Annotated in this window: 19 protein-coding genes and 1 pseudogene; 14 read left to right on the top strand and 6 right to left on the bottom strand. The window is 42.0% G+C overall.

Annotated features, from left to right (window positions below; genetic code table 11):
- Window positions 1-80 precede the first annotated feature (80 nt).
- Complete coding sequence (locus tag ACZ48W_RS09160) at window positions 81-1,643, bottom strand: type I restriction-modification system subunit M (protein ID WP_464828110.1); 1,563 nt, start codon at window positions 1,641-1,643, stop codon at window positions 81-83.
- A 262-nt stretch (window positions 1,644-1,905) separates the two neighbouring features.
- On the opposite strand from ACZ48W_RS09160, the gene ACZ48W_RS09165 reads away from it, so the two are divergent.
- From ACZ48W_RS09165 to ACZ48W_RS09225, 13 genes are all read left to right on the top strand, one after another.
- The gene (locus ACZ48W_RS09165) at window positions 1,906-2,496 is read left to right on the top strand and encodes a TetR/AcrR family transcriptional regulator (protein WP_464828111.1); all 591 of its coding nucleotides are present in this window, start codon (window positions 1,906-1,908) and stop codon (window positions 2,494-2,496) included.
- Window positions 2,493-3,740 carry a TolC family protein gene (locus tag ACZ48W_RS09170; RefSeq protein ID WP_464828112.1) on the top strand — a complete coding sequence of 416 codons (1,248 nt, stop codon included), beginning with the start codon at window positions 2,493-2,495 and terminating at the stop codon, window positions 3,738-3,740. The genes ACZ48W_RS09165 and ACZ48W_RS09170 overlap by 4 nt, the downstream gene beginning before the upstream one ends.
- Complete coding sequence (locus ACZ48W_RS09175) at window positions 3,737-4,447, top strand: efflux RND transporter periplasmic adaptor subunit (protein ID WP_464828113.1); 711 nt, start codon at window positions 3,737-3,739, stop codon at window positions 4,445-4,447. The genes ACZ48W_RS09170 and ACZ48W_RS09175 overlap by 4 nt, the downstream gene beginning before the upstream one ends.
- Window positions 4,448-4,454: 7 nt before the next feature.
- Complete coding sequence (locus ACZ48W_RS09180) at window positions 4,455-7,496, top strand: efflux RND transporter permease subunit (RefSeq protein ID WP_464828114.1); 3,042 nt, start codon at window positions 4,455-4,457, stop codon at window positions 7,494-7,496.
- Window positions 7,497-7,507: 11 nt separating this feature from the next.
- A complete protein-coding gene (locus ACZ48W_RS09185; protein ID WP_464828115.1) occupies window positions 7,508-7,879 on the top strand; it encodes a PGPGW domain-containing protein in 372 nt (123 codons plus the stop codon).
- A 111-nt stretch (window positions 7,880-7,990) separates the two neighbouring features.
- A complete protein-coding gene (locus ACZ48W_RS09190) occupies window positions 7,991-9,148 on the top strand; it encodes an HlyD family secretion protein (RefSeq protein ID WP_464828116.1) in 1,158 nt (385 codons plus the stop codon).
- Complete coding sequence (locus ACZ48W_RS09195; protein ID WP_464828117.1) at window positions 9,145-9,300, top strand: hypothetical protein; 156 nt, start codon at window positions 9,145-9,147, stop codon at window positions 9,298-9,300. The genes ACZ48W_RS09190 and ACZ48W_RS09195 overlap by 4 nt, the downstream gene beginning before the upstream one ends.
- Complete coding sequence (locus ACZ48W_RS09200) at window positions 9,287-10,906, top strand: ATP-binding cassette domain-containing protein (RefSeq protein WP_464828118.1); 1,620 nt, start codon at window positions 9,287-9,289, stop codon at window positions 10,904-10,906. The genes ACZ48W_RS09195 and ACZ48W_RS09200 overlap by 14 nt, the downstream gene beginning before the upstream one ends.
- Window positions 10,903-12,018 carry an ABC transporter permease gene (locus ACZ48W_RS09205; protein WP_464828119.1) on the top strand — a complete coding sequence of 372 codons (1,116 nt, stop codon included), beginning with the start codon at window positions 10,903-10,905 and terminating at the stop codon, window positions 12,016-12,018. The genes ACZ48W_RS09200 and ACZ48W_RS09205 overlap by 4 nt, the downstream gene beginning before the upstream one ends.
- Complete coding sequence (locus ACZ48W_RS09210) at window positions 12,015-13,097, top strand: ABC transporter permease (protein ID WP_464828120.1); 1,083 nt, start codon at window positions 12,015-12,017, stop codon at window positions 13,095-13,097. Before ACZ48W_RS09205 ends, ACZ48W_RS09210 begins: the two co-directional genes overlap by 4 nt.
- Before the next feature lie 42 nt (window positions 13,098-13,139).
- Window positions 13,140-14,012 (top strand): patatin-like phospholipase family protein, encoded by an 873-nt coding sequence (locus tag ACZ48W_RS09215; RefSeq protein WP_464828121.1) that lies wholly within the window; start codon window positions 13,140-13,142, stop codon window positions 14,010-14,012.
- A gap of 18 nt (window positions 14,013-14,030) precedes the next feature.
- The gene (locus tag ACZ48W_RS09220) at window positions 14,031-15,188 is read left to right on the top strand and encodes an MFS transporter (protein WP_464828122.1); all 1,158 of its coding nucleotides are present in this window, start codon (window positions 14,031-14,033) and stop codon (window positions 15,186-15,188) included.
- The gene (locus ACZ48W_RS09225) at window positions 15,178-15,828 is read left to right on the top strand and encodes a phosphatase PAP2 family protein (protein ID WP_464828123.1); all 651 of its coding nucleotides are present in this window, start codon (window positions 15,178-15,180) and stop codon (window positions 15,826-15,828) included. Before ACZ48W_RS09220 ends, ACZ48W_RS09225 begins: the two co-directional genes overlap by 11 nt.
- A gap of 47 nt (window positions 15,829-15,875) precedes the next feature.
- Here ACZ48W_RS09225 and ruvX read toward each other — a convergent pair whose 3' ends face one another.
- Window positions 15,876-16,262 carry a Holliday junction resolvase RuvX gene (gene ruvX / locus ACZ48W_RS09230; RefSeq protein WP_464828124.1) on the bottom strand — a complete coding sequence of 129 codons (387 nt, stop codon included), beginning with the start codon at window positions 16,260-16,262 and terminating at the stop codon, window positions 15,876-15,878.
- A gap of 171 nt (window positions 16,263-16,433) precedes the next feature.
- Between ruvX and ACZ48W_RS09235 the strand changes: the two genes are divergently transcribed.
- Window positions 16,434-18,584: a response regulator gene (locus ACZ48W_RS09235; protein WP_464828125.1), complete on the top strand. Its 2,151-nt coding sequence runs from the start codon at window positions 16,434-16,436 to the stop codon at window positions 18,582-18,584.
- Here ACZ48W_RS09235 and ACZ48W_RS09240 read toward each other — a convergent pair.
- From ACZ48W_RS09240 to ACZ48W_RS09255, 4 genes and pseudogenes are all read right to left on the bottom strand, one after another.
- Window positions 18,576-18,878 (bottom strand): YchJ family protein, encoded by a 303-nt coding sequence (locus ACZ48W_RS09240; protein ID WP_464830488.1) that lies wholly within the window; start codon window positions 18,876-18,878, stop codon window positions 18,576-18,578. The two genes, ACZ48W_RS09235 and ACZ48W_RS09240, sit on opposite strands and share 9 nt — an antisense overlap.
- Before the next feature lie 42 nt (window positions 18,879-18,920).
- A pseudogene (locus ACZ48W_RS09245) lies at window positions 18,921-18,986 on the bottom strand (SEC-C metal-binding domain-containing protein); the annotation flags it as partial.
- Window positions 18,987-18,988: 2 nt separating this feature from the next.
- On the bottom strand, window positions 18,989-19,903 hold the full coding sequence (locus ACZ48W_RS09250) for an NlpC/P60 family protein (RefSeq protein WP_464828126.1): 915 nt from the start codon (window positions 19,901-19,903) through the stop codon (window positions 18,989-18,991).
- Between the two features lie 69 nt (window positions 19,904-19,972).
- A complete protein-coding gene (locus tag ACZ48W_RS09255; protein ID WP_464828127.1) occupies window positions 19,973-20,602 on the bottom strand; it encodes a C40 family peptidase in 630 nt (209 codons plus the stop codon).
- Window positions 20,603-20,605 lie beyond the last annotated feature (3 nt).

Consider the following 20,605-nt stretch of genomic DNA (forward strand, 5'->3'; position numbering starts at 1 on the left):
CACCACCTATAGTGGTATGTGCAAAAATGGAACACACCACTTTTCCAAACTCCACATTTCTATTTTCATAAATTACAATATCACTCATAAACAACCTTTGCCAAGTTCTCACTAATTCTCTGATTAAGTGCCTGCTCCTCTTCCATCTGCATTTTTAACTCTTTTTGAAGCTCAGTAAACCTCTCTTTAAAGTCAAACTCATCATCTACCTCTTCAAGCCCAACATATCGCCCAGGAGTGAGTACATAGTTTAGCTTTCTTACTTCATCCAAAGAAGCAGATTTGCAGAACCCTTTTATATCCTCATAGGACGGGACTGAAGTCCCGTTTCCAGTTGGAGGTGGGACTTCAGTCCCACAGTGAATTGCTTTCCAACTATGATACACACTTGCTATATAGTCAGTATCATTAGAACTGAACTCTTTGGTTCGTCTGTTGATGAGTTCACCCATATTTCTGGCATCGATGAACAAAATATCTTTGGTCGTTCTGCCGCGTTTCATAAACCATATAGAAGCAGGGATCTGTGTATTGAGGAAGAGCTTGGCAGGCAGGTTGACAATGCAGTCTACCCGATTGGCTTCTATAAGTGCTTTTCTTATCTCACCCTCATTTGAAGTGTTAGAAGTGAGGCTTCCTTTTGCCAGTACAAACCCCGCTGTTCCTGTAGGTGCCAAGTGGTAAAGAAAGTGCTGTATCCAGGCATAGTTGGCATTTCCCTCCGGAGGAGTTCCATACTTCCATCTTCCGTCATTTCGTAGTAAATCACCACTCCAGTCGCTCACATTAAAAGGTGGATTGGCGATGATGAAGTCAGCTTTGAGGTCTTTATGGGCATCATTTAAAAATGAGCCTTCATTGTTCCATTTTACCTGTGAGCTGTCTATCCCACGGATGGCAAGGTTCATCTTTGCCAGTCGCCATGTGGTTTGGTTTGACTCTTGACCATAGATAGAGATATCGTTTATTTTTCCTTGGTGTTCTGTCACAAACTTTTCAGACTGCACAAACATACCACCAGACCCACAACAAGGGTCAAAGACTCTGCCTTTGTATGGCTCTAACATCTTTACAAGAAGTTCAACGACACTTTTAGGCGTATAAAACTGCCCGCCCTGTTTCCCCTCGGCAAGTGCAAACTCACCTAAAAAGTATTCAAACACATGACCAAGTACATCAGCACTTCTAGCTTTCGCATCTCCAAAGGCTATGTTTCCTATGAGGTCTATCAACCCGCCAAGAGATTTACTGTCAAGGTTATCTCGTGCAAAGACTTTTGGAAGCACACCTTTAAGCGAATTGTTCTCTTTCTCTATGGCATCCATAGCCTCATCAACGATCTTCCCGATGTTTGGAAGTTTGGCATTGGAAAGCAGAAACGACCATCTGGCAGTAGGAGGCACAAAAAAGACATTCTCAGCTTTATACTCATCTCTATCTTCAGGATCAGCCCCCACATACTCACCCTCACCAGCTTTGAGCTTGTTATACAGCTCCTCAAAACTGTCAGAGATATACTTCAAAAACACAAGCCCCATCACCACATGTTTATACTCCGCGGCATCAATGTTTTTTCGTAATTTATCTGCGGCTTTCCATAATTGCTTCTCTATCGACTCTTCCTGTTTCTTTTGCTTTGCCATCTCTATACTGTCCCAAATTTATAATGGATATATTTTAGCGTAAGTTTATAAGGAGTAACTTCTTTTACTAACTGATGTTACGTAGTAAAAGATAATCTATTATTAAATCACACAGAGTGTGCATTGTCGTTATGAACGACCTTGTAAGCGAAGCGATTCGAGAATAACGACGCTTTTTTGACAAACCTGAAAAATAATATTTTCTTAAGAAATCTTGCACTATAATTTAATTGACCGACGGTCAGTCATAAAAAGGAACGGTATGGCAATTATTGTAAATAAAGAAGAAAAACGAAGAAATATCGCACTTTCATGCAGAGAACTGCTTTTGGAACACGGCATAGACAATCTGACCATTTCCCAGATAGCACGGACAGCCGGGGTAGGGAAAGGGACGATCTATGAGTATTTTGAGAACAAAGAAGATATTGTCTTTGAGATCATCACGACATTCATTTCCGAACATGAGAAGAGACTCGAAGAGATCAGCCGGGCAGAGATACCGACCAGAGAAAAACTCTTCCATTTCTTTTACCTGCTCTTTGAAAATGAAACAGCAAAAAGACACCTGAACATCTATAAGGAATTTCTTGCTATTTCACTGACCCATGAAGCAAAAGAGATGCTGGAATTCAGTGAACAGTGCAGAGAAAAGTTCATCATGGTCCTGAACTGGATACTGGAAACAGGTATAACATCAGGAGAGCTGGACAGACAGATGCATATCTCTGCAAGTTCCCTGGTCCTGTTCGGAACAGGTCTGGTAGTAGATTCCCGCTTAAGTACCTGTGATGTAGAAAAAGAGATAGAGCTTTTCTTAAATATACTGTTTGGAACAAAGGAGAAGAGATGAGGATTTTACTGTTAATGATCCCGTTATTTGTATGTGCAGGGGAGTATGGCCTGCGTACACTGATCGACCATGCCGGCAGTCATAATGCCCTGATAGAAGCCAGATCCATGAATATTAAAGCCAAAGCGGAAGAGATGGATGCCGCAAAGCGTGCGTACTGGCCTACACTGGATATGGGTGTGAGCCACAGTGTACTCAGTCCGAAGTATCTTGTTAGCCCTGGGCAGGTGAGTTCTGCCTTTGCCCAGGTGAGTATGGAACTTTATGACGGAGGAAGAAAAAGATCACTTTTACAGGCAAAGACCTTTGAGCATGAAGCCTCTCTTTTTGAGAAAAAAGCCTTTGAAAAAAGTGTTACACTTGAGATCGTGAACCATTATTATACGATCATGAAACTCAGATCGACCCTTCATGCACTGGGGGAGCAGGATAAAGAGCTTAAAGCACAGATACACAGAGTCAAAAAATTCCTCCAGTCAGGACTGGCAACATCCGAAGAGGTAGCTAAACTGCAGGCAGTGTACGAAAACAACCGTTATATGATAGAAAATGCCAGACTGGCTTTGCAGAACAGTGAAGAGAACCTGCAGCTGCGCAGCGGTCTTAAAGTGGAACATTTGAGATACAGCCGTTTCAGGGAGCCGGACCATATACGTTTTGAACCTTTTGAAACAGTGAAGATACTGGCTGCAAATGCCAAAGTCATGCATGAAAACACCAATGCGGTCAACTCAGGCTACAAACCGCAGGTCATTCTTTCCGATACGTACAGCAGGACCCATTATGATGATATGTTTCCGGCAGGTCCCGGTTTTGACCCGGGTTCATTTTTGATCGACCATCAGAACAATCTGACACTTTCGGTCAGTATGCGGCTTTTTGACAACGGAAAAATGAAAAAAGAGGCTGAAGCACTCAAATACCGGAGACTTGCTCTGCTTTCTGAGAGCAGTTACCGCCTTAAAGAACAGAAAATGAACTTCTCCCTGGCAAAAAAAACCCTTAAAACTGTGCGGGCCAAACGCCGAAGTGCAGCCAGTGAACTCAAAGCGGCAAAGAGTACTTACCACTCGGTCAGGAAGAAATTTGAAGCAGGGGTAGCAGACAATATTGCCTATCTGGATGCCTTGACTCAAATGACCCTGGCGGAATCACAGTACAAAGAGACACTTTATGACTATGAGATCGCCAAATCGATCTACTATTATTATGCAGGGAAAGATCCCAAGGAGTTTATAAAATGAAGAAATTAGTTTTTTTTGTGCTGTTCCTGTTCACAGGACTGCAAGCTGGGGAAGTATATGCCACATTTAATGTTGAAGCGGAGAAAAGTGCCGATCTGGCATTCAGCAGCAGCGGTATAGTGGACAGGGTTCTTGTGGATGTAGGAAGTGAAGTCAAAAAAGGTGATATCCTGGCAACCTTGCAGAATGATGATCTTAAAGCCATGCTTCATGTGGCACAGACCGCTTTGAAATATGCAAAAAAAGAGTATGAGAGACAAGAGAAGGTCAAAAATATCATAGACAGATCAAAATTCGACCAATATGCCTTTAAATATGAAAATGCAAAAGCACAATTGCAATATCAACAGGCACTTCTGGATAAAACCGTCCTGAAAGCACCGTTCGACGGTGTGGTCTTTGCCAAAAGTGTAGAAGAAGGTGATGTTGTCAGCAGTGCGATGATACGCACTATTATCAGGATGCAAAGTCTGCATCAGAGAAAACTGGTTCTGGAATTTGACCAGAAGTACTGGAATGATGTCAGAGTGGGTGACCGCTTCACCTATAAGATCGACGGAAGCAGCAAAGTACATCAGGGAACTATTTCCAAGATCTATCCTTCTGTAGACAGCAGCAAGCGAAAGATGAAAGCTGAGGTGGTAACGGAAGATGTGATCGTCGGACTTTTCGGTGACGGTACCATAGTCACTACAGATACAAAGTAGGCGAGAGATGTATAAACTAGCTATAAACAGACCCATCACGACACTGATGTATGTGATCACACTGGTGATATTCGGATTTCTGAGTTTCAGATCCATGCCTTCGGCACTCTATCCGAATATTGATTTTCCTATTGTAACGATCGAGACTATCTATCCCGGAGCAGAGGCAAGTACGGTCGAATCACAGGTCACCGACAAGATAGAAGAAGCCATCTCCAGGATCGGCGGTGTGGACAGTATCATCTCTACGAGCAGTGAGGGAGCCAGTGTCGTGACCGTGAAATTTTTTCTGGAGAGAGATATCAATGAAGCCACCAATGATGTCAGAGACAAGGTAGCCGCTGTCCTTTTACCCATGAATGCCAAAACACCGCTGGTGAGCAAGCTGGACATTGGCGGGGCTTCGGTGATCAATGTCTTTTTGACGGCAGAGCATGATACGGTTCAGAACCTGATGGTGTTCGCCGACGAAAAAGTAAAACCGAAACTGCAAAAGATCAATGGTGTAGGTGCCATCAATATCATAGGATACAAAGAGCGGGAGATCAAGATCTATCCGGATATCAGGCTTTTGAACAAATACGGTATCAGTGTCAGAGAGCTGAATGATATTGTTGCAGATGAGAATGTGAAGATCGGCGGTGGAAAACTGATCACTTCTACCGAAGAATTCACCCTGAAGACCAGAGCGGATGCACTGGATGTGGAAGAGCTTGAGAATATCATGGTGAAAGACAATATACGGCTTAAAGATATCGCAAAGGTGAAAGATACACTCAGTGATGCTGACAGTTATGCTTCGTTCAACGGGACAGAAGGGGTCATGCTGGAAGTCCAAAAGATATCAGGTACCAACACTGTCGATATCATAGACCGTGTCAAAGCGGTTATTCCGGAACTCCAGACCCTTGCAGGTGACAAATACGGTGTACAAACCCTTCAGGATACTTCGCCTTTCATACTGCATTCACTGGAAGATGTGGAATTTGACCTTATTTACGGTGCCTTCCTTGCCGTGATCATCATCTTCGGATTTTTGAGAAATATAACGATCACCGCAGTGTCCGCATTGTCCATTCCTATCTCGATTCTGGGGACCATTGCTCTGATGGACTACATGGGCTACAATCTCAATAAAATGACACTGATCGGGCTGACACTTTCCATCGGTATCATCATCGATGATGCCATTGTAGTACTGGAGAACATCTATAAGAAGATGGAGGAAGGAATGGGGAAATTCGAGGCGGCAGTGGAAGGGACAAAAGAGATGGCATTTGCCATTCTGGCTATTTCGGCTATGCTTCTTGCCGTATTTGTACCTGTAGCGAATATGAGCGGGATCGTCGGGAAATTCTTTGAATCTTTTGCAATGACGGTCGGTTTTGCCGTGGTTATCTCTTTCACCGTTGTCATGACCTTTATACCGAGCCTCAGTGCAAGGGTCCTGCAGAAGGGGCAGAGTTGGTTCTATGATATGACTGAACCGTTCTTCAGGTTCATGGAGAAGATCTATGATATTACCCTGAAGTCCGTTCTTCGTTTCAAGGTGATCACTCTGATCCTTGTGTTTGCAGGATTTGTCGGTTCTCTGACACTTTTCCCGAAGATCGGTATGGATTTCATTCCCAAAGAGGATAAATCCGAATTTGAGATCAAGATGAGGGCACATGCCGGTATCTCACTTGAAGAGATGATCAGAGAGTCAAAGCAGATTGAAGATCTGGTACGAAAAAATAAAAATGTAAAGTTCACTACCTTGAGTGTGGGATATAACAATGTCAAAGAGAAGAACAAGGCATTGATCTATGTGAAACTGGTAGAAAAGGATCAGAGGGATATCGGACAGGAACAGATCATACAGAACTTCAGAGATGCACTCAAACCCTATCAGAAAAAAATGTTCATTACTGCAGCTGCGATCCCTGCTATCAAAGGGGCAGGGGTGAGTGTGCCGTATCAGATCGTTCTGAAGTCCGATTCTTTTGAAGATCTGCAGATCGCCGAGAAGAAACTGACCGAATATCTGGCAAAGAAAAAGGGTTTTGTGGATATCGATACGAATCTGGATGAGGGAAAACCACAGATCGATATTAATATCCTGAGAGAAAATGCCAACAGGTTCGGTATTTCTGCGTCACAGATATCAGAAGCGATCGCCACAGCATTTTCAAGTGATCTTGAGATCTCCTATTTTGAAGAAAAAGGGAAACAGTACAATATTACGTTACGGTTCGATGATGCACACAGAGCAAGCATAGAGGAGATCAAAAAGATCCAGCTTAGAGCCAAAAACGGTGAATTGGTCTACCTTGATGGTCTGGTTACCTTCAGCAAAACAAAATCTCTGGCTTCCATTTACCACTATGACAGACAGAGACAGGTCAGCATTTATGCCGATCTGTTCGGGCTGGATCTCGGAGGTGCAGTGAATTATACCAAAGAGGGTATTGATGCACTGCTTCCCGAAAGTGTGAGCTACAAATTTACAGGATTTGCAGAAGAGATGGTCAAAACAGGCAAAGCGTTTGCTGCGGCTATCGGACTTTCTGTGATCCTGATGTTCATCATTCTGGCTATTTTGTATGAGTCACTTATTCAGCCTGTGATCATCATGATGGCATTACCTTTAAGTATTATCGGTGTGATGGTGGCTCTCTATTTAACAGGATTGCAGTTCAGCCTTTTTGTGATGATCGGATTTATGCTTCTTATGGGAATGGTCGGTAAGAATGCCGTTTTGCTGGTTGATTTTGCCAACGAAGCCATTGCGCACGGCAAAAATGCCGATGATGCTTTGCTGGAGGCTGGAGAGAAGCGTTTACGGCCTATTTTAATGACTACGATCGCAATGATCTTTGCCATGCTGCCTCTGGCGCTCAGTACAGGTCTGGGAAGTGAGACCAAAGCACCGATGGCGATCTCTATCATCGGTGGTCTGCTCAGTTCCATGGTCCTGACGCTTCTGGTCGTTCCTGTCATTTACAGAATGATCAGTCCTCTGGACAGATGGATGCGTAAATGGTATGAAGGAAAAGTGAGTGGGTAGGAAGGTTCAGTATGTTCGTGACGATAGCAGCCATCATAGGATCTGTTGCCTCTATGGTATTGGTTCCGTGGATCATTGTACAGATACCGTCAGACTATTTTAGCCATCCGAAACGCCAACATTATTTATGGGAAGAGCAGCCACCGATTATTCGATGGATATTTATATTTTTGAAAAATATACTTGGGATGCTTTTTATCATAGCCGGGATCGTGATGCTGTTTTTGCCGGGGCAGGGTATACTGACGATCATCGTAGGATTAATGCTTACAGACTTTCCGTACAAGTATAAGATAGAGATCTGGATCATCAGGCATCCGTCGATATTGAGATCCATCAATTGGCTGCGAAAAAAAGCAAAACGGGATCCGTTGAAAATATGATAGAATAAAACCATGATTATGTCATAAAGATTACCAATATTCTGCAAGTTCTTGCAGAATATTTAGAAAATCTGCCGCGTAATTCGGGTTAAAAAAGAATGAGGAGCTGGAATGCAGATCATAAAAAAATATTGGCTCGGGTCAATGATGATTATTTTGGTATTGACAGCAGGGATGATGATCTATGTTAAACTGCATCCCAAGCATCTTCCCGAAAATCTGGTGCAGGGGACGGGACGTATAGACGGTGATCTTATCAACCTCAATACCAAATATCCCGGCAGAATACTTGAGATCACTGTTGATGACGGTATCTTGGTAAAAAGAGGAATGACCGTTGCACAGCTTGACAGCAGAGAGCAGGAAGCCCGAAAAGTGCAAATCGAGGCAGAGATCGAAGCAGAGAGAAAAATGCTCAAAGCCAGAAAAATCGAAGCAGAGATAACAGAGGTGACCCTTCCTCTGGCAGTAAAAAAGGCAGAGGCACAACTCAGTTCCGTACAGGCCATGATCCAGGCGTTGAAAAAAAGTATCAGTGCACAAAAAAGTCTGTTTGAACAGGCAGAGAGAGACTATGAACGTTCACATTTTCTTTTTGAGAATAAATCGATAGATAAACAGACACTGGAACTTTCCAAACTGAAGAAAGATATGGAAGGTGATAAACTGGATATGCTCAAGGCACAGCTTTCTGAAGCCAATGAGAAGATCAAGATCGTACAGGCAGAATTGAAAGAGGCAGAGATATCACAAAAAAAACTTCTTTCTGTCCAGGCGGAGATCGCCGGGTTTGAAGCAGGGATCAAAGCACTGGAAGCCTCCAAAGTACAGGTGGAAGAAATGCTCAGGGAATTGACTATCAGATCGCCTATTGACGGCTATACTGTAGAAAAGATTGCCAATAAGGGCGAGGTGGTCAGTGCAGGGATGTCAGTGGCAACATTGATGGATCCGCACTCTCTCTATTTGAAGATCTTTGTAGATACGATGCAGAACGGCAAGATCAAACTGGGAGACAAAGCAGTGATCTTTCTGGATGCCTATCCTGACAGACCGATGGAAGCCAGAGTCGTCAGTATCGCACAAAAAGCGGAGTTCACCCCTAAAGAAGTAAGTGTCAGAAGTGACCGTATACAGCGTGTTTATGCCGTACATCTCAAACCGATGAAGGTAGATCCCCTGCTAAAGCTGGGTATTCCTGCGATCGGTGTTATTTCTATGGATGGAAAAGATCTGCCTAATACATTGAATGCGTTGCCTGTGTTATGAAAAGTACCGAAAACAATACACTAACAGTAGAACAGGCAGACTTTTTTACCGATAATGCCCAATCCTTTACTGTATTAGATGAAATCATAGAACCTTTATGGCTTGTATTTACAGTATTTGGAATGAAGAGAAAAAAAGATGTCCGGTCTTGAACTTAAAGATGTCACTGTACGATACAAAGATCTGACTGCTATCAGGGATGCTTCCCTAAAAGCAAAGTATGGTGAGATCATCGGTTTTATCGGTGCTGACGGTGCAGGAAAAAGTTCACTGATGCATGCTATTGCCGGTGTCGGATGTTTTGAAGGTGAGATCATTTATGAAGGAACAGACTATCACTCCCCCAAAGAGGCTGAAAAGCTTAAAGAAAATATCGGTCTGATGCCCCAGGGAATAGGACTGGTACTTTATGAAACACTTACAGTAGGTGAACATCTCGATTTTTTTGCAGCCATTCGAAACCTTGAGAAGAATGATGATTTTCTCAGCTACAGAAAGAAGCTGCTGCATATGGCAGGGCTTTCACATTTTGTAGACCGTGAAGCAGGTAAGCTCAGTGGAGGGATGATGCAGAAACTTTCACTTATATGTACACTTCTGCACCGTCCCAAACTCTTGATCCTGGATGAGCCGACTACGGGTGTTGACCCGCTCAGCCGCCAGGAGCTCTGGGAGATCCTCGATGATATTCGCAGCAGTGAAGGTACGATCATTCTGGTAAGTACGGCATATATGCAGGAGGCGGCAAAGATGGACCGGATCCTCCTTTTTGATGAGGGGGAGATCATTGCGGCAGGGAGCAGTTCAGAGCTGATTGATTCTGTGAGAAAGTATACTTATGAAGAGGTCTCCTGTGAGGATGACAAAGCATGTTTTTCCTTTGACAGACGGAGTTATGCTTTGCATCCTCTTTCTTCAGTATCTGCCGAACCGACACTGGAAGCACTTTTCTTTGTCAATGCACTTCAAAAAAAGCAGACTTTTTCTACTATGGAAATAGGGGAGCGCCAGAGCCCTGTTACGATCCCAAAAGTTGTGATGGAGGCAAAAGCACTGACCAAACAGTTTGGTGAATTTGTTGCCAATGACCACATTGATATGCAGCTCCACAGCGCCCAGATCGTAGGTTTATTGGGTGCGAACGGAGCAGGGAAGACGACTTTCATCAAAATGCTGTTGGGACTCTACCCCATTGATGAGGGAGAGCTCTATCTTCTTGGAAAACCGATCCTCAGCGGAAATGACAGGCGTGAACTCAAAGCACAGATAGGCTATGTCAGTCAGCATTTTGCACTTTACAAAGAGATGACGGTGCGGGAAAACCTGCTCTATTTTGCACGTATGCATGCGATAAGGACAGACACAGCACTCAGGCGTATTGAAAAATATGCTTCTGCATTGGGGTACCTCCAATATATGGATGCTCTTCCCGGAGAATTGCCTTTGGGAATTAATCAGCGTTTTTCCATTACTGCTGCACTGCTGCATGAACCTGTCATTCTTTTCCTGGATGAACCTACCTCCGGGGTTGATACAATAGCTAGAGCCCAATTCTGGCAGATACTGGAGATGCTGAAAGTGAAATGGGGGATATCCATTCTGATCACCACACATTACATGAGCGAAGCAGAGTACTGTGACAGGGTCGTACTGCTGAAAGAAGGAGTGAAAGTAGCAGATGAATATATAGATGAGCTTTATAGACAGCATCCCCATGCAAAGAATTTTGAAGAGATATTTTTGGAGTATTACCAATGAGAGCAGGAGTGATCAAAGCGTATATACTCAAAGAGCTTACAGAACTTTTCCGTACCCGTCTCATTATCATGGTCTATCTTATGCCTTCAATGATACTTCTGCTTTTCGGTTATGGTATCCGTATGGAAGTTTCACATGCAAGAATCGTTATTCTGGACTATGACCAGAGTCATTACTCACAGATACTGACTTCCAAATTTGAGGACTCCAAATATTTTGATCCGATGATGGTACAGATGGAAGAGTCCGAAGCAATGCACCTGATCAAACAGGCTGAAGCTGATATGATCCTTATCATTCCTTCCTCCTTTGAAAAAAGACTGATACATGGCCAAAAGACTGAGATCGGGCTCTTTGTGGATGCAGCATTCCCGACACGGGCTACGACAATGGAGAGTTATGTCCAAGGTGTTATTTTACAGGCTTCAACCGAGGTGGGAGAAGGAAAAGTGCCTAAAGGAATGATCACACTCAACAGCCGAAATCTTTTCAATCAGGCGATGCGGGATGAGAATGCAATGGTACCCGGACTTATCGGACTGGTACTTTTGGTTGCACCGGCAATCCTTTCTGCTCTGCTGATTGTGAAAGAGAAGGAGAAAGGAACGATCTTTAATTTCTATGCCTCCCCGATCAGGAAACATGAGTTCATCCTTGCAAAGCTGACACCGGCCTTTCTTCTGCATTCTCTGAATATCTTTATTCTTTTTCTATGGGCGACTTATCTGTTCGAGGTACCTTTTCGGGGAAGTTTTGCACTCTATTGGTTTGCCGGAGAGCTTTATATACTGATCAGTCTGGGGATCGGGATGCTTATTTCCATCATTACCCGCTCACAGATCGCTGCAGTAGTACTGACTGTTATTGTTACGTTGTTGCCCGGATTTCTCTATTCCGGGATCATCCTTCCTATCTCTGCAATGGACCATGAGTCCTATATTATGGCACATCTGTTCCCTGTGATGTACTATAACCACATTCTTTATGATACCTTTCTCATAGGTGAAGGGCTGGATTCTGCGACCAATCAGCTCTATTTGGGAATACTTCTCCTCTATGCGTTCATATTGTTGATGCTGGGAACACTCTTTTTGAAAAAGGAGCTGGGATGATGCGTGTTTTCTGGACGATCGTTGCCAAAGAACTTATCAGTTTTTTACGCTCCTGGGGACTGCTTGCAGTGGTACTTTACGCCCTTACTCTGGATGTCTACATTGCCGGTGCGGGAATGCAGATCAAACCGCGTAATGTGGCTATAGGGTATGTGGATCATACAGGGGGAGGGATCAGCCGGAAGATCCTTTCACGCTTGCATGGTCCCGAGTTCGTCCCTCCGCAGCGTTTTCTTTCCCAAAAAGCATTGAGTGATGCGATCTTCAATAAAAAGATCCTGGTGGGAATACTTTTTGATGAAGATTTTGAAAAGGACTACAGACAGGGCAATACTGCTGTAATGAATGTGTTGCTTGATGCGACAGCAGCAAGTCAGAGTTTCACAACACTGGGGTATTTGCAGAGTATCATTATGGATTTCAGCAAGATCGATTTCCCTGTTACGGTTAAATCACACAAACTTTTTAATGAAAATGCAGACAACCATACCTTTATGGCACTGAGTGAAATGCTCTCGGTCATCACGATGCTTTCGATCCTGCTTCCGGCGATGGTCTTTGTCAAAGAGAAGGAGGAGGGGACCTGGGATATCATGCTTCTGATGCCTATTGATGCCAAACTGACCATTCTTGCCAAGAGTTTCTCTCAGGTGATCATCATCATGGTCGGGACGATCATTTGTGTGGGATTTGTACTCTTTGGAAGTTTTGATATACCGATGAATGGTTCCTTCTGGGCATTTGTACTACTGACATTCTTTTATATTTTCACAACGGCGGGTATAGGACTTTTTGTGGCAGCGGTCTCCAAGAGTATTTTGCAGGTGGCACAGCTCTCTATGATCATCATGATGCCGCTTATTTTTCTCAGTGGTGCCTGGACACCGGTCTATGCAATGCATCCGGTACTGGAAAAACTTTCTTTGATCTCACCGCTTCGCTATTATATAGAAGGATGTGAGAGTATCTTTTACCGGGGTACGGCATTTGTCGATCTTTGGCCCTATTTTGCCGGAGTGCTTGTATTGGGAAGTCTACTCTACTGGTATGGGTTCAGGAAGATCGGAAAGTTGTTCTGATCCTTATCTATGATAAAGATAAATACGTAAAGGAGAGAGAAGATGAAGCAAAATAAAAAAAGTATTTCATTGGTACTTGGCAGCGGAGGTGCAAGAGGGTATGCACATATCGGTGTCATTGAAGAACTTGAGGAACAAGGCTATGAGATCGTTTCTATCAGCGGTGCTTCCATGGGAGCATTGGTAGGCGGATTGTATGCCTGCGGTAAGCTTCAAATGTACAAGGAATGGGTATTGGGGCTTAGTGCACTAGATGTTGCTTCCTTGCTTGATCTCTCCTGGGACAAAAGAGGGTTTGTGAAAGGGGTAAAGATCTTTGGAAAGCTTGCGGAAATGATCGGTGATATAAAGATCGAAGCTTTACCCATACGCTATACGGCAGTGGCAACAGACCTTAAACGCAATAAGGAAGTATGGTTTCAGGAAGGCAGTCTTTTGGAAGCGATCAGAGCCTCCATTTCCATTCCGAGTTTTTTTACACCGGTTGAGAAAGAGGGGATGCTTCTTGTAGATGGCGGAGTACTTAATCCGTTACCTGTGGCACCGACTATGTCAGATCATTCAGAGATGACCATTGCAGTTAATCTCTATGGTGATACCCGTCTGCCGCAGATCGCAGTACCGGAGGTACAGTTGCAAAGAGAATTAAGTATCCAAACTGTATTCGGAGAGATCGTAAGTAAAGCAGAAGATTGGCTGAGTAGGGACAATGACCATTCCTACCATCTGTTTGATGTGGTAGATATGACACTTGATTCCATGCAGAAGACACTTATAGGATATCGCCTGGGAGGATATCCTCCTGATGTGATGATAGATATCCCTGCTGAGGTATGCGGAACATATGATTTTCATAAAGCTTACCTGAGTATAGAAACCGGCCGTATGGCGGTAAAAACACAACTTAAATTATGAGGTGTGTTATAATAAAATATGAAAAGTATAGATAAAAATGTGCTAATGTTGGGGTGGGTAAGTTTTTTTACCGATATGGCATCGGCCATGATCAACCCGATCCTTCCCCTTTTTATTGTCATAGTACTGCATGAGGGAATGGATAAACTGGGAATCATTGTAGCGATCGCTACCTTTGTCTCTTATGCTTTGCGTCTGTTCTCCGGTTATATTGCCGATCATTACGGCTTGGTCAAACCGATGGTGGTGGGCGGATATGCTTTTTCTGCACTGAGCAAGCCTTTGATAGGTTTTACACAGGGGTATGAAAGTGTTGCTGCTCTGAAAGCTGCAGAACGTCTCGGTAAAGGATTGCGGTCAGCTCCCAAGGATCTTATGATAGCCCGATACAGTAAGGAAAATGAATCAGGCAAGACTTTCGGATTTCATAAAACATTGGATATTGCAGGGGAATTGAGTGGTACGCTGATCCTTTTTGGCCTATTGTGGATTTTTGGCCAGAGTGAAACAGTGATGAGAAATATCTTTTATGCAACTCTGATCCCAGGGATCATCGGTTTGATGATTGCGGCTTTTTTTGTATATGATATTCCCCGTCCGAAATATTCTCCAAATACTTCATTTGCCTTGACGGCACGAGATAAAAAGGTGGTCAGATCACTTTTTTTCTATTTTCTTTTCATACTTTTCCTTTTTAATGATGCTTTCTTTACAATGCAGGCAAAAGGAGTAGGTATTGCAACAGCATTGATACCGCTGCTTTTTATGGTCTCTGCTGGAATGCAGACATTGACAAGTTATCTTCTGGGATCCCTGACCGATAAGATCGGAGTGAAACGTATTATGGTATTTGCATACTTCTGTGCAGTGACGGCGCAGGCACTTTTATATATGAAAAGTCCACTCTATACCTGGTTTGCATATGCCTTTTTAGGCCTTTTTACAGTTGCCTCTCTCAATGCAAATCGTGCTTTTATCGCCCAGAAAGCAGATAACAGAGGATCGGTATACGGCATTTTTTATGCCGGTGTGGCGCTTTTTGGTGCGGCAGGTGCCTATATTTCCGGATTGATCTGGGAATCTTTCGGTATGAAAATTGCTTTGGAATTCTCTCTGGGAGGAACAGTACTGCTGTTCATTGTTTTTGTACTTACAAGGTTCGGACATGAAAAATAGAGTGATCCGGTTTATCAAAAAGCATCCTTTACTTATTATGTTCAATATATTAGGTCTTTATCTTTTTGCTAAAATGGCGGAAGATGTGATGGACAAAGAGTTCATTATTACTGTGGACCAATGGATCAGTATCCATATCAATGTGGTAAGAACACCGCTGTTAAATGAAGTGATGATATTTATTACCAACTTGAATGGCGGTATGGGTATCCTTCTTTTTTCACTGGTAGTTATGGTGGTTTTAGCCTATCTGAAATGGTATAAGGATCTGTTGTTCTATACTATGTCAATCGGTGGGGCAGCCTTTGTATTTACAATGGTTAAAGTGATCGTTCAGCGTATCCGGCCCAGTTCGGAACTGATGGATGTTACAGGGTATGCATTTCCTTCCGGTCATGCTACTATGGCAACAGCTATGGCAGTTGCACTCTATTTTATACTTGTCAAAAGAATATATTCCCGGGAATTGCGTATTCTGCTTTTTTTTTCTTCTATCGCATGGCCTCTGATCATAGCAGCTTCACGTGTTTATTTAGAGGTACATTGGCTGAGCGATGTGATTGCAGGGTTGGGGTTGGGACTTTTTTGGGTTACTTTTGTTGTATTGGTCATGGAGGGGAAAAAAGATAACAGACCCTGAAGATTGCATTACAGTATATAGGTAGAGGCAGCAGAGTGGAGGGATATCTAAACGTTTAGATATCTCTCTAGAATGATCTTTGCAGCTATAGAGTCCAGTCTTCCGTCTTTTTTATGCTTAAAACTGCCCATTGTCAGTTCTTTTGCTTCAAAGCTGGAGCCTTGTTCATCCTGGTAGGCCACTTCGATATCAAGTTCCAGGAGTGAGACAAAATGTTTGATGCGTCTTTCCATCTCTTCTGAGCTTGCACCGTCCTTGGGAAGCCCTACAATGAGTTTGTCTATTTCCCATTCGTCTAAAAAAGAGTGTACATCTCTGGCTGCCTGATTACGGTTTTTTCTGAGAATGGCATTTTGGGGGATCACTGTACTTTCATCAAGGCAGATTGCTACACCGATACGTTTGAGTCCTACGTCTATACTGGCTAATTTCATAATGCCATTATATCCAGTTTCCCGGTATTTTTCGGTTTCTGTAAAAAAACCGGAATAGTTTTGAAATTTTTTTGGAAATGAATGTGACAGCAGAGAGAAATTTCGTATTATAGATGTAAGTTTATAAGGATTTTTTATATTAAAATAGTAAAATTGAGCAGGAGTTTAATCATGAGAAAAACGATATGGATATTTTTAGCAGGTCTTGTTTCATTCCTGTATGCAGGTATGTTGACAGATGTAAAAGAAATTGAGACATTTTGGATATGGGTAGCTTTATTTACGTTGGGGATTATTGGGATCATTATTCTGTATTTATCTTCAAAACAGATGATGAAAATACAAAAACTGCATAAAAAAATGTTTGATAAACAACTTGAGATGGAACAGGCACAGAATCTATTTCTTGCAAGTATGAGTGAGAATATCCATGAAATAGTAGAACAGACATTCATAGAAATACCGGAAAACGTAAAAAAAAACCTGCCTGAAACTGTTGTAAAAGAGGAACACAGGCTTTTAGATGTGACCAATGCATTGATTGAATTTTTACGGTTAAAATCCAAAAAAGTAGAGATCATCAGTGAAAAATTCAATTTAAACAATGTACTGAATGAAGTTGCCGGTTCAACGTGTTCTACATTCAAAGGAAGTAATGTTGAACTTATTTTCGATATTGATAACAATATCCCACGTTATCTTGCAGGGGATCCTCTTAATCTGGAAAAAGTACTGAATAATCTGCTTGAATATACGATGAACCAGCTTTCTGAGGGGGAAGTAAAGCTGGAGATCACAATGTTCAGCAAGCAGGAGAAGAAAATAGAACTTCAGTTCAAGCTTACAGATACCGGGGTAGGCTTAAGTCCTGAAGAGATTGAAACACTTTTTATTCCCTATTATGATGAACAGAATAATGAATATACAGGATTAGGTCTTTTCGTTGCCAAAGAACTGATATCTATGATGAATGGAGAGCTGGTTGTACAGAGTATGCCGGGGAAAAGAACTACATTTACACTCTCTTTACCGTTTGAAATGATAGATGCAACCGATAAAAGAAATTATAGATTGCCTGAAAAAATCTTAACGGCGAAAAAAGTCTTCATTGTAGACAAGAATTACAATTCAGCATTGGCTATTAAAAAAATGTTCTCTTACTTTAAGCACGATGTAAAGGTCGTTGCCAAAGAAGAGTTTACTAAAAATATGTACAACCTTGTCCCATATGATATGATTATCTTGGAGGAAAGTCTGTTAAATATCAGAACAGTTGATTATCTGAACAGGATCAAAAAAGACAAAGAGATCAAAGTGATCGTATTGAACTCTCTGCTGCATAAGAATGAGAACAGTCCATTGAATCCGATAGCAGACAGAGCCTTGGTAAAACCGCTAAACCAAGAAAGAATTTTTGAATTGATCGTTGATATGTATGCGATCAAGATATCAGACCTCTCAAATGAGAATGCAGAAGAAATACTATCTAAAGGTGCTCTGACACACCGGACCTCTATTGTAGAAACACCGCATATCATACAGGAAAGTTTCAGTGACTTTAACGGAATGTATCTGCTTATTGTGGAAGATAATATTATTAATCAAAAGGTGCTTACCAATATATTGAAACCTTCCGGTATCCAGATACAGATCGCCAATAATGGTCAGGAAGCAGTTGATATGGTAACAGGAGGGAAAGAGAAGTTCGATCTTGTATTGATGGATATCAATATGCCGGTTATGGACGGGTATATGGCAACACAAAAAATACGGTTGGGAAATGGGTTTGACACACTACCGATCGTTGCATTCACTGCTTTGGCTTTAGAGAGTGAAAAACAAAAGATATTCAAGAGCGGAATGAATGCATTTTTAACCAAACCGTTGAATATAGGAAAGCTTTATTCTGTATTTAAAATGTTCGTTATTGATATGAAGAATGAGGGGCGTAAAGTCCAACATCATAAAATAGTAAAACAGATAGATGCATTGGATATTGAGGCAGGTATCCGGTATTCAAATCATAATCAGGCATTTTATATAGAGATACTCAAAGAGTTCATGGATGCCTATGGCCAAAGCAGTGAGCTTTTTTCCAAACTGGTCAGGGAACACCGTTATGAACAGATTAAAATGCTGTGTTTGGATATGAAAGGATTAACAGGGACAATAGGAGCAAAAGAGATGCATCGGACTATCAATGAGATCACGCAATGCATGCTCTACAATAAACAGGAATTACTTGGAAATTATACAGATATATATCAAAATGAACTCGATAAACTTAATGAATCCATTAAGCGTTATATTGCATTACAATGATGGAAACTCAACCTCTCCATCCATATATACCCACTGGCCATTGTGTTTTAAAAAGCGGCTTTTTTCCTTTAGATCGCCTGAGGAGAGGTGTGCAATGAAAGTCACAAACGCCTCTTCTTCCCCTTTTGTAAAATCAATGATCTCCAACCCCAGAAAGTGTGTCTGCCTGCTGAAATTCAGAATAGATTCCTCCCAGTTTTTTATATCGGCGGTATAGTCGGAATTATCCGGATGTGTGGTCTTTATAATATAACGGCTGTCTCCTACAGCATAAGCACAATAGCGTGATCTCATCAGGGACAATGCATCGGGTGCAAAAGTCCCCTGATGATACTTGGAACAACATTTTTTATATTTGTGACCAGAGCCGCAAGGGCAGAGCATATTAGGAGAGGGTTTCATGTTTAACGTATCTCTGCAATAAAAGCATCTTTTTGTATCTGTTCTCTGACTTTGGCCAAGATACTGCGTGCTTCACTTTTTGTAATATAAGGCCCTATGAGTAGTTTAGATATGGATCTTCTTTCTCTTGGAAACTGAATGAGTTTATAGTGAAAGCCTTTATGTGTGATGGTATGCAGCAGGGCACGGTTTGGTTTACCTAAAAAAGATCCGACCTGTACATAGAAGTTGCCTTGAGAGGACATCTGTTCTATGTCTTTCATCGGGGATTTAATGACAATCGCTTTGTGTGAAGTGGTCATTTTAGCTTTTTTCTTGGAAATGGCAGTTGATTTTTCTATAAGTCTGGGTAGTGCTTCTTTGTTTTTCCATGGGGTTGCCACAGCTACTTTGGTTGTAGTGGTTGGTAAATATCTGCGGCAGATACGAAGTCTTTTTTGATAGTAGGATGAGGTAAAAAGGTTTGAATACACAACTTCATTTTTTACTGTACTTGCATGGGTAAACCATCCGTCTCCCAAATACATTCCTACATGTGTGATTTTTTTATGGTTGTTTTTACTGGTAGCAAAGAAAATAAGATCTCCATATTCCAGCTCTTTAATATCGATACGCTTACCAACTTTTGCCTGTTCTCTTGCAACACGGGGAATGCTAATACCCATACTTCCGTACATGTAATAGGTAAAACCGGAACAATCAAAATTATTAGGTCCTTCTTCTGCCCAGACATAGGGACTGCCCTGTAGTTTTTTAACCATTTTATCCAAACTTTTTCTGCTTGGAGTATAGATTACTTTGGGTTTTTTAATACTATAATCAGGATGTTTCGGATAGGCTGAAGGTTTACAGGCATTAAGCAGGAAGAGTAAAAAAATAGATGAAAACAGGTAGATAATTTTTTTAAAATAGAACATGTTGTATCTCGCTATATTGTATTTTTAGTATTTGAAATAATAGATGAATGTATTTAGGATTATCTACATTCATGGTACAGCTTTTTTAGGTAAACCCATACTCGTCTCCCAGGGTGTCGTATAGCTGCTGCTTGTGATCTTCATGGTTTTGAGGGGAGCATCACAAGTCATATACCGTGCCCGTTCATCAATACTGAGATAACGCTTACAGAGTTTCATACGTTTCAGATAACGTGGCTCTTTTTCGAAATGACTTATAGTGACTTTTCTGTCTTTACTGCTTGCATGTGCAAACCATCCGTCACCCAGATAGATACCTACATGGTTGATACGTTTGCTTCTTTTATTGGTTGATCCAAAGAAAATGAGATCACCATATTCAAGATTGTTAAATGCAATACGCTTACCCATTTTAGCCTGTTCTCTTGCCACACGTGGTATTTCTATACCCATGGAACCATAGATATTGTATGTCAGCCCGGAACAATCAAAGGCATTGGGTCCTTCTTCCGCCCAGACATAAGGTTTTCCCAGGTAGGAAAGCAGCAGTTCCTGAATGTTCTTTCGGTTAGGTTTACATGTGGTTTCAGGTTTGATAATATCGTAGTTCGGATAGTGGTAAGGTTTTTTTTGTGCACACCCTGTAAAAAGGATCATGCTTAGGGACAGGGCTAAAAGCAAGGACAGGACAGTTTTCATTTC

This window comes from Sulfurovum aggregans (assembly GCF_055385215.1).

Bases quoted from the DNA above. Each gene is read 5' to 3' on its own strand.
- ACZ48W_RS09160 (WP_464828110.1), bottom strand. From the start codon at position 1,643: ATGGCAAAGCAAAAGAAACAGGAAGAGTCGATAGAGAAGCAATTATGG.
- ACZ48W_RS09165 (WP_464828111.1), top strand. From the start codon at position 1,906: ATGGCAATTATTGTAAATAAAGAAGAAAAACGAAGAAATATCGCACTT.
- ACZ48W_RS09170 (WP_464828112.1), top strand. From the start codon at position 2,493: ATGAGGATTTTACTGTTAATGATCCCGTTATTTGTATGTGCAGGGGAG.
- ACZ48W_RS09175 (WP_464828113.1), top strand. From the start codon at position 3,737: ATGAAGAAATTAGTTTTTTTTGTGCTGTTCCTGTTCACAGGACTGCAA.
- ACZ48W_RS09180 (WP_464828114.1), top strand. From the start codon at position 4,455: ATGTATAAACTAGCTATAAACAGACCCATCACGACACTGATGTATGTG.
- ACZ48W_RS09185 (WP_464828115.1), top strand. From the start codon at position 7,508: ATGTTCGTGACGATAGCAGCCATCATAGGATCTGTTGCCTCTATGGTA.
- ACZ48W_RS09190 (WP_464828116.1), top strand. From the start codon at position 7,991: ATGCAGATCATAAAAAAATATTGGCTCGGGTCAATGATGATTATTTTG.
- ACZ48W_RS09195 (WP_464828117.1), top strand. From the start codon at position 9,145: ATGAAAAGTACCGAAAACAATACACTAACAGTAGAACAGGCAGACTTT.
- ACZ48W_RS09200 (WP_464828118.1), top strand. From the start codon at position 9,287: ATGTCCGGTCTTGAACTTAAAGATGTCACTGTACGATACAAAGATCTG.
- ACZ48W_RS09205 (WP_464828119.1), top strand. From the start codon at position 10,903: ATGAGAGCAGGAGTGATCAAAGCGTATATACTCAAAGAGCTTACAGAA.
- ACZ48W_RS09210 (WP_464828120.1), top strand. From the start codon at position 12,015: ATGATGCGTGTTTTCTGGACGATCGTTGCCAAAGAACTTATCAGTTTT.
- ACZ48W_RS09215 (WP_464828121.1), top strand. From the start codon at position 13,140: ATGAAGCAAAATAAAAAAAGTATTTCATTGGTACTTGGCAGCGGAGGT.
- ACZ48W_RS09220 (WP_464828122.1), top strand. From the start codon at position 14,031: ATGAAAAGTATAGATAAAAATGTGCTAATGTTGGGGTGGGTAAGTTTT.
- ACZ48W_RS09225 (WP_464828123.1), top strand. From the start codon at position 15,178: ATGAAAAATAGAGTGATCCGGTTTATCAAAAAGCATCCTTTACTTATT.
- ruvX (WP_464828124.1), bottom strand. From the start codon at position 16,262: ATGAAATTAGCCAGTATAGACGTAGGACTCAAACGTATCGGTGTAGCA.
- ACZ48W_RS09235 (WP_464828125.1), top strand. From the start codon at position 16,434: ATGAGAAAAACGATATGGATATTTTTAGCAGGTCTTGTTTCATTCCTG.
- ACZ48W_RS09240 (WP_464830488.1), bottom strand. From the start codon at position 18,878: ATGAGATCACGCTATTGTGCTTATGCTGTAGGAGACAGCCGTTATATT.
- ACZ48W_RS09250 (WP_464828126.1), bottom strand. From the start codon at position 19,903: ATGTTCTATTTTAAAAAAATTATCTACCTGTTTTCATCTATTTTTTTA.
- ACZ48W_RS09255 (WP_464828127.1), bottom strand. From the start codon at position 20,602: ATGAAAACTGTCCTGTCCTTGCTTTTAGCCCTGTCCCTAAGCATGATC.